A 12,490-nucleotide genomic window follows, 5' to 3' on the forward strand; every position below is an offset into this window, starting at 1 on the left:
AAGCCCCGGCGGTCACCCTCACCGACTACCTCAGCGAGCGAGCGAAGCCATGAGCAGAGCAACCCGAGTGCTCCGCAACGGCACCTCAGGGGACCGTGACGCAACCCAGCCACAAGAAACCAACAAACGCGAGATCACTCCAAACCCAACCACCACTGAAAATCGCGGAGAGGCGGGACAGTGAGCAACGGGCTTGCCATCGCGACTGTTACGCAGGCTCTCGCGCTGCTGATCGAGAACAACCTGCGGCCCGAGATCGACATGGCGGTCTCCGTGGAGACGCGCAAGCCGCCGGCCGACCCGCCGACCGATCCGACCATCACCGTCTTCCTGTACCAGGTCGCGCCGAACCCGTCGATGCGCAACACCGATCTGCCGAGCCGGGCGCCGAACGGCAGGTTGTGGGCCCGGCCGACCGCCGCGCTGGACCTCAACTACCTGATCAGCGCTTACGGCGAGGAGACCGAGCTGGTCGGGCAGCGGCTGATCGGCTGCGTGGTGCGCACGCTGCAGGAGATCCCGGTGCTGCCCGCCGAGCTCATCGAGCAGGCCGCCGAGAAGCCCCACCTGGTCGGCAGCGACCTGGCCGAGTCGGCGCAGAAGGTGCGGTTCACGCCGATCCAGATGGACGTCGACGAGACCTCGAAGCTCTGGGGGATGCTGCACCAGACGCCCTACACCGTGTCGGTGACCTACCAGGGTTCGCTGGTGTTCATCGAGGGCCGCGAGGAACCGGAGCCCGTCAAGCCGGTCGAGCAGCTCAACACCACGGTCGAAGTCATCCCGCCGGACGATCCCGCGCCAGAACCCGGTTCCGGCGAATCGGTCCCCGCCACTGAGGACGGTGGGCAAGGAGGTTCGGGATGACCGAGGAGAACGCCGCATCGCCCTCGGATGCCGTGCGCGCCGTGCTCGCACGTCTGGACGAGCACGTCGAGGGTGTCGAGCCCGACACCGCGCTCCCGTGCCCCGACGCGCTCGAAGCACTGGCCTCCTGCTTCGGGCTCAGCACGTTCGAGCGCGAGGTGCTGCTGCTGTGCGCGGCGATGGAGATGGACGCCACCACCGCCGGCCGGTGCGCGGCGGCCAGCGGATCTTCGCGCGCGTTCCCGACGTTCTCGCTCGCCCTCGCCGCGCTGACCGACCCGCACTGGAGCGCGCTTGCCCCGGTCTCTCCGCTGCGCCGCTGGCGGCTGGTCGAGCTCGACGAGGAGTCCGGGCTGACCACCGGCAGGTTGCGCATCGACGAGCGCATCCTGCACTTCCTGCTCGGCGCGCCCTACCTGGACGTCAGGCTGCACGGGCTGCTGCGGCGGCCACCGGCGCCGGAATCCCTGCCGCCGTCCTACGAAGCAGCAGCCGAGCGCGTGGCCATGAGCTGGGCCGACGGCCGTTCGGACGCACCGCTGCGGGTGGAGCTGGTCGGCGGCGACGAGCGAACTCGCAGCGACATCGTCACCGCGGCCGCCGCCGGCTGCGATCTGGCCCTGTACGCGATGGATGGAACGGACGTGCCGACCGATCCGGCCGAGCGCGATCAGCTGGCCCGGTTGTGGCAGCGCGAAGCGGTGCTGCTGCCCGCCGCGCTGCTGGTGGAGGTCGGCGAACCGGACCGGGAGCAGGCCTCGGCGGTCGAGGCGTTCCTGGAGTCGACCGCGGTCCCGCTGGTCATCGCCAGTGCCGAGCCGCGTCCGAGCACCCGTTCCCGGGCCGAGCGGGTGCTGGTTCCGGCGCTGGACAACGACGAGCAGCTGCAGCTGTGGCGGGAGGCCTTCGCCGAGGTGCCGGACGTGTCCGATGCCGACATCGCCAACCTCGTCTCCCAGTTCTCGCTGCCGCCGCACGTGGTCTCCTCCGCCGCTGCCGCCGTGCGCCGGGACGCCTCCGGTGACGACGCGGTCGGGCTGGCGTGGCAGGCGGGGCTCCACGAGGCGCGGATGGGGCTCGACGAGCTGGGCAGGAGGATCGAACCCGAGGCGGGCTGGGGCGACCTGGTGCTGCCGGAGCGGCAGATGCGGGTGCTGCGGGAGATCGTCGCGCACGTCCGGCAGCGGGCCACCGTGCACCACGAGTGGGGTTTCTCCAGCACGTTGCGCCGGGGGCTCGGCGTCACCGCCCTGTTCGCCGGCGGTTCCGGCACCGGCAAGACGCTCGCGGCCGAGGTGATGGCCCGCGAGCTGGGCCTGGACCTGTTCATCATCGATCTGTCGCAGGTGGTCAGCAAGTACATCGGCGAGACCGAGAAGAACCTGCGCAAGGTCTTCGACGCCGCCGAGCGCGGTGGCGCGCTGCTGCTGTTCGACGAGGCCGACGCGCTGTTCGGCAAGCGCAGCGAGGTCAAGGACAGCCACGACCGCTACGCCAACCTGGAGGTCAGCTACCTGCTGATGCGCATGGAGGCCTACCGGGGCCTGGCGATCCTGACCACCAACATGAAGAAGGCGCTGGACACGGCGTTCCTGCGCCGCATCCGGTTCGTGGTGGACTTCCCGTTCCCGAGCGAGCGGGAGCGCGCCGAGATCTGGCGGCGGGTGGTGCCGGAGCAGGCGCCGGTCAAGGACCTCGAACCGGCGCTGCTGGCGCAGCTGACCGTGGCGGGCGGCTCGATACGCAACATCGCGCTGTCCGGTGCTTTCCTGGCCGCCGAGGAGGGCGAGCAGCTGCAGATGCGGCACATGCTCGCCGCCGCGCACACCGAGTACCTCAAGCTGGAGCGTTCCCTGACGCCTTCGGAGGTGCAGGGATGGGTGTGAACCGGGATGTGCGGATCACCGTCGGTGAGCTGGTGCTCAACGGCTTCGACCGGGTCGACCCGGACCGGGTGGCGGCGGCCTTCCAAGCGGAGCTGACCCGCCTGGTGCGCGAGCGCGGGGTGCCGGTGGCGGCCGACGGCGCCCGGCGGTTCGAGGAGCTGACGGAGCTGCCCGAGCTACCGGTGACCTCTTCCCCCGTCCGCCTGGGCGAGGCGTTGGCGCGCGCGGTGCACGCGGGCTTGGCCGGGAGGGGGCGTTCGGCGTGAGCACTCCGGTTCCGGCGCACCGATCGCGCTCGTCGCAGGACGCCAAGCGGCGCAAGCGCAAGGACCGCAAGCCGAAGAACCGCGCGCCCGAACCGAAGGAGATCGTCAGCGGCGCAGGGCAGCCGCTGGACCACAGCACCCGCCGGGAGCTGGAGGAACGCCTCGGTCACGACTTCAGCCGGGTCCGCCTGCACACCGACCGCGAGTCGGGCGACCTGGCCGACATGCTCGGCGCGGACGCGGTCGCGATCGGCCAGGACATCCTGTTCAGCCCCGGCAAGTTCCGCCCGGGCACCGCGGACGGCGAACGGCTCCTGGCCCACGAACTCCTGCACACCGTGCAGAACCCCGACGGCCTCGGTGCCCTCCGCGCCGGCCGCGATCTCGGTGCGGTGAGCCTGCCGCAGCAGGCGATCGAGCGCGAAGCCGAATCCGGTGCCCGGGAGCGGAATCCGGAAGTGCGGACCGGCCGATCGACGCCGGGTTGGCTCCGCTACGCCAAGGTCGACGCCGACCGGACGCGCATGGAGGTCGTGGACCCGGCGACGTTCGTGGACCGGCTGGCCAACGGCCTGCTCCGGTCGCTGCGCGGTGACCCGGAGGACCGCTCCAAGCGCACCCGCAAGCAGCTGGCCCGCATGTCGCCCGAACTGCGCGAATCCGTGCTGGACCGGCTGGAGAGCCGACTCCTCAGCTCGGAGCAGGAGCGCGTGCTCGACCTGGTCGAGGAGATCGAGGCCGACGACAACGTCGAGCGCAGCGCCCTGTCCGCCCCGGAGATCGAGCCCGACGCCGAGGCCGACCTGCGGCTGGAGCGCGAGACCCAGCAGCAGGAGTCGACCGAGCAGCAGGAGCGCGAGGACGAGCCCGCGCAGGCTGCTGGGCCGGACAAGGAGCAGAGCGGGCCGTCGGGTGCCGATGGCAGCACGCCGGAGAACGCCGGTCCTTCCGAGCCCGGCGCGGGCGAGACCGACGCTGAGGGTCAGGACCCTGATGCAGCTGAGTCGGAGGAATCCGAGCAGTCCGGGGAATCCGCTTCGCAGGACAAGTCCGGGGAGCGGTCCGGCCCCGAGAAGAAGGGGACCGCGAAGGGCGAGGAAGAAGGCGGCCCCGGGGAGAAGAAGGACGAGTCCGGGGAGAAGAAGTCCGACGGCAAGAAGGACGAAGCCGACGGCGAGGTCGAGGACGGCGCTGAGCAGGACGAGGAGAAGTCGGAAGCGAAGGAGGAACCGGGTCCGGCGGAGCCGCTGACCGACGCCACGAAGGAGAAGCCGCAGGACAACGGCTCGCCGAAGGTCGCGGGGAAGGCCGAACCGCAGCCCGGAGCGGTCAGCGAGCTGGAGGGCACGCGCAACCAGGACGCTGAAGGCCCGCAGGAGAAGCCCGTCTCGCCTCCGGCAGGCGGTGACTCGGAGGTCGAGGTCGGCGGCGGGGAGGAAAGCGCCTGGGACGTCAAGCTGCGGCCCGAGGACTTCTTGCCCGAGGAGGATCTGGACGTCTCCGGCGTGCCCACGGCCGACAAGGCAGAACCTGGCTCGGCGGCCAGCGGCACGATGCCGTCCTTCCCCGCTCCCCCGCCCACCAAGGCCGATCAGGTGCAGGCCGAGCGCGACGCCGAAGACGCCGAGGACGAGGCCGCCGAAGCCGAACCTGAAGAGGACACCGGGCCGCCGCTGGAGTCCGATCCCGCGGTGGAGACCGAAGGAGGCCCTGGCGCGACCAGCCTCGCCGACCTCGCCACCGGCAAAGCCGCCGAGGCCGGAGCGGCCAAGGGCGACCGGCCCGCAGATCCGAAGCTGGCCGAGGATCAGCAGAAGGGCCCGGTGGAAGCCCAGCGCACCGCCCAGGAGACCGCGGGCAAGACCGAGGGCGACAAGGACGCGGCCGGTGGCGCGGTCAAGGAATCCGCCGCCAGGCAGGAGAAGGAGAAGCCCGGCGAAGGCGCCTCCGGGCGCGAGAAGAAGGAGCCCGGCGAGTCCGGGAAGCAGGAGCAGGCCAAAGGCGCCGAGGCCGGGCAGCACGACAAGAGCGGCGAGCAAGACCAGGACAAGAGCGGCGAGCAGGACCAAGGCAAGCCGGTCTCCGGGGCTCCCGCCGAATCCACGGATTCGGGCGGCCAGGGCGAGCAACCGGGTGGGGAGAGTTCGAAGCCGAGCGAGGACTCCGGCAAGTCCGAGGCTGAATCCCCGAAACCGCAGGCCGAAGCGCCACCCAAGCCGACCGAGGAACCCGCGCGCACGGAGACGCCCTCGCCGAAGGCGCCCGCTCCGAAGTCCAAAGCCCCGAAAGCCGAGGAACCGAAGAAGGCCGAGGAGCCCAGCAAGCCGGAGGCCGCGGAGAAGCAGGAGGCGGCCGCCGAGTCGGCGCCGTCCAAGTCCGGCCCCGCTCCTGCGGCACCGCGCGGCGGCGGCCGGGGCAGCACGGGTGGCGGCGGCGCCAAACCCGCGGCCAAGGGCAAGAAGAGCCAGGCCGTGCCCGACCTGGCCCAGGCCTCGCCGGAGGCGGGGTTGCGCACGGCGTCCGGTCTCAAGCCGCACCAGGCGATGAAGGCGATGAACGGCGTCAACAGCGCCGCGGACCGCTCCGTCGGCGACGAGCACAAGAAGCTGTCTTCCGCCCCGCCGTCCATGCAACGGCCCGCCGGTGCCCCGCAGACCCTCGACGGCGAGCCGAAGGCCGACGCCCCCGCCGAGTACTCCAACTCCCCGGCCGACAAGGCCGATGCGCCGGAGAAGAAGGACGCCGAGGTCACGGACCAGAAGAAGCCGGAGGGCAAGATCCCCGCCGAGGAGGTCGAGGAACCCGACGGCTGGGACACCTTCCTGATGGGCCTCGGGTACGTGGTCGGGACGGTCGCCAGCTGGTTCGACTCCGACGTCAAGCCCGAGGACCTCGCGGCCAAGTTCGCCGGCATGCCGACCCAGGACGAAGCGCTGAAGCAGGCTCAGGCGGGCAACGCGCCGGGCGTGGAGATGAAGGGCGAAGCCGGCGAGAAGTCCCGCGAGCAGAACGAATCCGTCGACGCCAAGGGCGAGGAGACCGCCGAGACCGGCCGCGACGACACCGAGCGCCGCATGGGCGAGGACCAGGTCTACCCCAAGGCGCCCAAGGAAGAGCTGCGCGGGCAGGTGCCGGAGCGCGAGCGCGGCAAGGGCGGCGGTCCGGAGGGCGGGGCGAACACCGGCGCGGTGCCGGAGGAGGCGGCCTCGGAGGTCGCCGAGCACGAGCGCGGCAAGGAGTTCAAGGCCTCCTTCAGCAAGGGCGAGCAGAGCTTGGCCGAGGCCAAGCGCAAGAAGGAGGCCGACTCCCAGAAGTCCAAGGAGAAGCACCGGCAGTCGGTGGATCGCGAGGTCCAGAAGAACACCGAAGAGCAGTCCGGGCAGCGGCAGACGACGCTCGACGACGTCACCGGCGAACGGCAGCGCTGGCGCGACGAACAGGACGCGGAACTCCAGAAGCTGGGCACGAAGAAGTCCGAGAAGCGCGAACAGGCCGAGAAGGACGTCGACAAGCACGAGAAGGACACCGACAAGAAGGCCGAGGAGCGCAAGGAGGAGGACAACGGCAAGATCCGCCAGAAGGGCCGCGACGCCGAGGGCGAGGCCAAGACCAAGCGCACCGAGACCGAGAACCAGGCGGGCAACTGGGTCGAGAAGGCCTTCGAGTACATCAAGCAGAAGTTCATCGAGCTGCGGGACAAGATCATCGAGATCCTCCGCAACGCGCGCGAGAAGATCATCGAGTTCGTCGAGAACTTCAAGTTCGACATCGAAGCGCTGATCAACGAGATCCGCGAGACGATCATCGGCCTGATCAAGAAGCTCGTCGACGAACTGGTCGAGCTGGCCAAGGCGCTGGTGCAGGCGATCATCGACCTGGCCAACGAGATCCGCAAGTTCATCGCCGACCTGATCGAGCGCGCCATCGCCCTGGTGAACAAGCTCGCCGAGGCGCTCAAGCAGCTCATCAACGACCTGCTGGAAGCGATCGCGAAGCTGCTCAACGACATCCTCAGCGTCCTGAAGAAGGCGCTGGAGGCGATGGTCCAGGCGGTCAAGGACGCCATCAAGGCGGTCCTGGACTTCGCATCGAAGCTGCTCAGCGGCCTGGGCCAGTTCATGATGATCGCCGCCGACTTCCTGAGCGATCCGGGCGGCTGGCTCAGCGGTGCGAAGGGCTCCGCGGAGGACGGCGCGAAGAACCACTTCTTCCGCGAGGTCAAGAACGCGGTCAAGACCTGGTTCCAGCAGAAGATCGAGGAGATCATCGGCCTGCCCAAGGAGATCATCAACAAGCTGATCAAGGGCGGCCTGACGCTGGAGTGGATCGTCAAGCAGGTCTGGGACGCCGTCGTCCCGCAGCTGCCGTTCATCATCGGCGAGATCGTGATCACCAAGGTCATCGCCAAGCTCATCCCCGGCGCCGGCTGGGTGATGGCGGTCATCGACGCGATCAAGACGGCCATCGGCGCGCTCGGCGAGATCCTCCGCGCCTTCGGCGCGGTCCTGACCTGGCTGAGATCGGTGCGCAAGGGCGGCGCGGGCGTGCTGTTCGCCAAGGCGGTGGCCGCCGGTGTGGTGGCGCTGCTGGAGCTGGCCTACGAGTTCCTGCTCTCCGGCATCGGCAAGTACGTCGGCAAGGTCGGCAGCCGCCTGAAGGACATCGCCAAGCGAATGGCCACCAAGGGCCGCAAGAAGAAGCCCGGCCAAGGCGCCGGCGACGAAGACCCCCGCCCCGGCGGCCGACCCGGCCAGCGCACGGACACCCCCGGCCCCCGCAACACCCGCCCCGGTGAGGGCAGCCGCACCGGACGCCCCAACGCGCGCCCCGGAACCAACCGCCGAAACGAGCGCCCCGGCCGCCGCAACGACGAACGCCGCAACGACACCGGCCGCCGCGACAACGGCCGCGACGAGAGAGACCGCGAGCGCCAGGACGACCGGACCTCCCCCAGCTCAGCGGCCCGCCAAGCAGCCAACAAACCGGGCGGCAAACCCGGCCCGGACCGAGACGCCCCGAAGCCCGACCGCAACCACCGGGGCAGAAGCGAATCGGATCAAGACCGCCGACGCCGCGAGGACAACGACCGGGACCGGCCCGACAAGGACCCCAGGGACCGGGACCAACGCCCGGACAAGGACAACCCGGACTCCCGAGACCGCAAACCCACCGACCGGGACGACTCCCCAGCGGCCAAGGACAAGAACGGCAACCCCAAGGGCAAGAAGGACGAGGACAAGCCCGACACCAAGCCAACCCCAGCTGCCAAGCCCAAGCCCAAGCCCGACCCACCCCGAAAAACCCGCGAAGACACGGACACCAAGAAGGACAAGGGCGACGACAACCAGAAGCCCAAGGACGACGACACCGGAACCAAGAAGCAGGACGACGAGGACACCAGCCGCCGCCAAGACGACGGTAGTTCCCAACGCAAGGACAAGGACCAGGACCCGAACAAGGCCAAGGACGGCTCCGGCCAGCGCAGGCGCACCAAGGACGACGCCTCGCGCCGCGACAAGCGCAAGGACTCCGACAGCAGGAAGCCCGAGCGCGACAAAGGCGACTCGCCCGGCAGGCCCAAGACCCCGAAGGACAAGACGAACAGGACAAACAAGGAAAACTCTGCCAGCGAAAAATCGAAGCGCCTGGCTCTCATTCTCGCCAGGATCAGGCCGATCATCAAACGCAGGACCAAGCACGGCATGGCGGAAGACGCCGTTGACGCCATGCTGCAATCAATGCGCAGACACTACCGACTTGGCCGCCTTTACAGGTCTGGAACTCCTCGGTCAATCCTCTACGCCAGCCTCAGCCCGCCAACTCCGTTCGAAGACCTGCACAAGGAGAAGGAACCCGACAAGAACGAGGATGCCCTGTACGACGAGCAGCAGCCAGATCCCCATCCTCCGGTAGAGATGGACGATAAGCTGCTCGCCAAGCACGGAACCGACTGGCACAGCAGCGTCGTGACCGACATCGACAAGAAGGACCGAAAGTTCTCGGTCTACGGACACGGGAAGCTGGGCAAGCGCGAATTCGACATCGAATTCAGCGAGAAGAGACGATGGAAGGACTTCCCGAAGAGGCAGGGCGCGGCGGAGTCGAGTTTCCTGTTCGGGGAGAAATTCGAGAAAGTTCGCCACAAAGCCGACTGGGGAGCCGGCGGACGCGACTCCCAGAACTGGCGGCATGCCCGGCAATCACTCAGCTACTCAAGGAGAGCAAGCTTCTTCGTCGGCGACCACAGGGAGTGGCACCACATCTACGAGCAGGCCGCAGGCGGCCCGAACAGCGTCGAAAACGTCGCGAGCACCACACACACCTTCAACAACAAGTTCGCCGCCTGGTACGCGACCAAGAGGAAAGGCCGTTTCATGGGCGAGAATCTCAACGGCCGAACCGTGCGAGAGTTCCTCAAGGACAAGTCGCCCGACGAACACTGGAGGTGGGGCGAGCTCTGCCTGAAGGTGCACGGAAAGATCCTCCGCGGACTGTCGAGCCCTCGCGGCAGCTATCAAGAGCTCTTCTGACCGGAATCAACTCGAGGGAGAGGTGCGAGTGCACACCAGACACGCGATATACACCGAGGAATCGGTCCCCGGGAGCGAACTAGAGGCACAACTCCTGGAAAGTGGCGCGGTGCGGAGCAGCGCCGACGACCCGTTCGACTGGATCGTCAACGCCGAGAACCGGAACGAGGTCGAAGGACTGCTGCGTCGAGTTTCAGCCGACTACAAGTTGTTCTACGAATTCGAGGTCGACGCAACCGATGCAATCGACCGCATCGCCGCCTACCTGTCGATCGACACCTTCACGCCAGGCATCGACACCAGCAAGAGTGCGATCCTGAAGACCCCGGCAGACTTTTCGCTGGCGGCCACGAAGCCACTGATCGACTCGCTTGGCGATATCACCGCGGGACTGTCCTGGACGAAGCACGAAAACTTCGGCGAACTTTTCAAACTCAGCGGAGCCGCAGAGCTACCGGATCCGGTAAAGCTACCGGGAATACACCGCGTCCAGAAGCTCACAACCGGCCGCTGGGAAGCGTCCTACGATGGGCGCGCCCTCATGACCAGCAACAACCTGAAGACGTTGAGCAGTTGCGGAATCGCCTGGATAACGAGCTTTTCGGACTACTCGGACACATATCAGCAGGAACCCTTTCCGGTTTTCAGCGGAAATCTACTGCAAACGCTGAAGAGAGCAGGAGCCAGCGTAGCTGCGTACCTACCACCCGAAGACTTCGAAATAACCCCCTGGTGAATCAGCAGACCGAGAGAAGAGAGAAGAAGTTGACCAGGTACGCAGACATTCCCAAGCCCATCCGGTCCGGCATCGTCGTTGTTGATCCTGAGCGGGGCACGCCTCAGCGGATCATCGTGTTGCAGTTCAACCCTGACGCGCTTGAGCGGTCTGTGTCTCCTCAGACTGCTGGAGGTGAAGGGGATGGCGGCGGTGGGGGTAGTGGGGGCGGAGACAAGAACGAGGCTCTGAGGCTGAAGGGGCCTGCTCAGGAGACTTGGAAGATCACTGCTGAGCTCGACGCCACCGATCAGCTGGATGTTGCTGCTCCGCACGGGATTCATCCTCAGCTGGCCACGTTGGAGATGCTCGTGCAGCCGACGACCGCGAAGTTGCGGGAGGCCACTCGGCTTTCGAAGAACGGGGCCATCGAGATCAGTCCGATCGAGATGCCGTTGACGTTGTTCACCTGGGGCAGCAAGCGGGTTGTGCCGGTGAGGCTCACCGAGATGTCGGTGAACGAGTCCGCTTTCGACGTCGACCTCAACCCCATCCGGGCCAGTCTGAGCCTGGGGATGAAGTTGCTGACCGTCAGCGATCTGCCTGCCGGGCACCGGGGCGCCGAGCTGTACATGGCTCACCTGGCGCAGAAGGAGCGGATGGCCGGGGTGGCCGCGCAGGGGTCGTTCGGGGCGATGGGGCTCGGGAACCGGGACATCGGACTGGGGAGGTAGGGCGTGATCGAGCCGTTCGAGAGTGCGCTGGATTCCGTACCCGGGTCGCATCCGTACCCGCGGACCAGCCGGTACCACGATGCCGAGATCGGCGTGCACCGGCGGGCCGACGGGACCGAGGTTCGCTACGCCAAGCGGCGGCTGTTGCCGAAGCTCGACGACGAGCACGCCGAGGCGCACGTCGTCAGCGCCGGGGAGCGGCCCGATCACCTGGCGCAGCGGTACTTCGGGGATCCCGGGCAGTGGTGGCGCATCGCCGATGCCAACCCGGTGCTCGATCCTCGCGAGCTGACCGACGAGGCGGGGCGGGTCATCGCCGTTCCGGACGGGTTCGACCATGTCTGAGGTTCCCGTCGGGCAGGGCCCGGTTCACCTGAGCCTCCGGATGGGGCCCAAGCTGGCCCGGCCGGTTCCGCCGGAGGTGACCGCGGCGCTGCTGTCGGCGCAGATCACCAGCACCGCAGGCGAGCGCAGCGGGTTCCAGCTGTCCTTCGACCTCACCAAGAAGGGCCGGATCATCGACCGGCTGCTGCCCGAGGGGTTCTTCGACCCGAAGACGCGGATCATCGTGTCCATCTCGATCCGGGCGACGCCGGTCGTGCTGCTCGACGGGCTGATCGTGCGCAACGAGGTCGGTTCCAGCAACCAGCCGGGCCAGTCGACGCTGACCGTCACCGGCGAGGACCTCACGCTGCTGCTCGACCTCGAAGAACGCGCCGACCGGTACCCCAACCTCGCGCCCTCGCAGCGCGTCGAGCGGATCCTGCGCAAGTACGCCGATTACGGCATCGAGCCGCGCATCGTCGGCGAGCAGATCCACCAGCCGCCGCGCGAGCAGCTGCGCGTGGACTACCAGTCCAGCACCGACCTGCAGTACGTCAACGACCTCGCCCACGCCAACGGCTACACCTTCTACCTCGAACCCGGCCCCCGACCCGGCCGCTCGACCGCCTACTGGGGCCCGGAGAAGCGGCTCGGGCAGCGCCAGCACGCGCTCAACGTCAACATGGGCGCGGACTCCACTGTGGACCAGCTGACGTTCGCCTACGACGGCACCGCGCGGGAACAGCCCGAAGCTCGCGTGCAGGATCCGTCCACCCGCGACATCACGCTGCTGCCCGATCCCGACATCGGCCCGCTGCGACCGCCGCTGGCCCGCCGGGCCTCCCCCGCGCTCAAGCGCAAAGCGCTGCCCGGCACCGCGAAGATGGATCCCGAACGCGCCCGCGCGCGGGCGCTCGCGCGAGCCGCGACCTCGGCCGATGCGATCTCCGGATCCGGGCAGCTCGACGTCAACCGGCACGGGTACGTGCTGCGGCCCCGGGAACTGGTCGGGGTGCGCGGGGCGGGCGTGACCTACGACGGCGACTACTACGTCAAATCCGTCACCCACAACCTCCGGGTCGGCTCCTACCAGCAGAACTTCACGCTCTCCCGCGAAGGGCTGGTGGCCGGCAGCGACCGGGTCCGCCCCTAGGCAAGGAAGGAACGC

Annotated in this window: 8 protein-coding genes; all 8 read left to right on the forward strand. The window is 68.3% G+C overall.

What is annotated here, in order from left to right; all coding sequences use genetic code 11:
• Window positions 1-180: 180 nt before the first annotated feature.
• The 8 genes from ATL45_RS37915 (at window position 181) to ATL45_RS37950 (ending at window position 12,475) form a co-directional block, all read left to right on the forward strand.
• Window positions 181-867, forward strand: coding sequence for a Pvc16 family protein (locus ATL45_RS37915; protein WP_093160935.1), 687 nt, complete (start codon window positions 181-183; stop codon window positions 865-867).
• Complete coding sequence (locus tag ATL45_RS37920) at window positions 864-2,753, forward strand: ATP-binding protein (protein ID WP_093160938.1); 1,890 nt, start codon at window positions 864-866, stop codon at window positions 2,751-2,753. The genes ATL45_RS37915 and ATL45_RS37920 overlap by 4 nt, the downstream gene beginning before the upstream one ends.
• Window positions 2,744-3,019 (forward strand): hypothetical protein, encoded by a 276-nt coding sequence (locus ATL45_RS37925; protein ID WP_093160941.1) that lies wholly within the window; start codon window positions 2,744-2,746, stop codon window positions 3,017-3,019. Before ATL45_RS37920 ends, ATL45_RS37925 begins: the two co-directional genes overlap by 10 nt.
• Complete coding sequence (locus tag ATL45_RS37930) at window positions 3,016-9,549, forward strand: eCIS core domain-containing protein (RefSeq protein WP_093160943.1); 6,534 nt, start codon at window positions 3,016-3,018, stop codon at window positions 9,547-9,549. The genes ATL45_RS37925 and ATL45_RS37930 overlap by 4 nt, the downstream gene beginning before the upstream one ends.
• Window positions 9,550-9,658: 109 nt before the next feature.
• Window positions 9,659-10,285 (forward strand): hypothetical protein, encoded by a 627-nt coding sequence (locus tag ATL45_RS37935; RefSeq protein ID WP_093160946.1) that lies wholly within the window; start codon window positions 9,659-9,661, stop codon window positions 10,283-10,285.
• Window positions 10,282-10,998 (forward strand): hypothetical protein, encoded by a 717-nt coding sequence (locus tag ATL45_RS37940; RefSeq protein WP_246025767.1) that lies wholly within the window; start codon window positions 10,282-10,284, stop codon window positions 10,996-10,998. The genes ATL45_RS37935 and ATL45_RS37940 overlap by 4 nt, the downstream gene beginning before the upstream one ends.
• A 3-nt stretch (window positions 10,999-11,001) precedes the next feature.
• A complete protein-coding gene (locus tag ATL45_RS37945) occupies window positions 11,002-11,343 on the forward strand; it encodes a LysM peptidoglycan-binding domain-containing protein (RefSeq protein ID WP_093160948.1) in 342 nt (113 codons plus the stop codon).
• Window positions 11,336-12,475 (forward strand): hypothetical protein, encoded by a 1,140-nt coding sequence (locus ATL45_RS37950; protein WP_093160951.1) that lies wholly within the window; start codon window positions 11,336-11,338, stop codon window positions 12,473-12,475. The genes ATL45_RS37945 and ATL45_RS37950 overlap by 8 nt, the downstream gene beginning before the upstream one ends.
• Window positions 12,476-12,490: the final 15 nt, after the last annotated feature.

Origin of the sequence: Saccharopolyspora antimicrobica, from assembly GCF_003635025.1 — a bacterium.
Taxonomy (GTDB): domain Bacteria; phylum Actinomycetota; class Actinomycetes; order Mycobacteriales; family Pseudonocardiaceae; genus Saccharopolyspora; species Saccharopolyspora antimicrobica.

Coding starts and splice junctions, on each gene's coding strand:
- ATL45_RS37920 (WP_093160938.1), top strand. CDS start 864: ATGACCGAGGAGAACGCCGCATCGCCCTCGGATGCCGTGCGCGCCGTG.
- ATL45_RS37925 (WP_093160941.1), top strand. CDS start 2,744: ATGGGTGTGAACCGGGATGTGCGGATCACCGTCGGTGAGCTGGTGCTC.
- ATL45_RS37950 (WP_093160951.1), top strand. CDS start 11,336: ATGTCTGAGGTTCCCGTCGGGCAGGGCCCGGTTCACCTGAGCCTCCGG.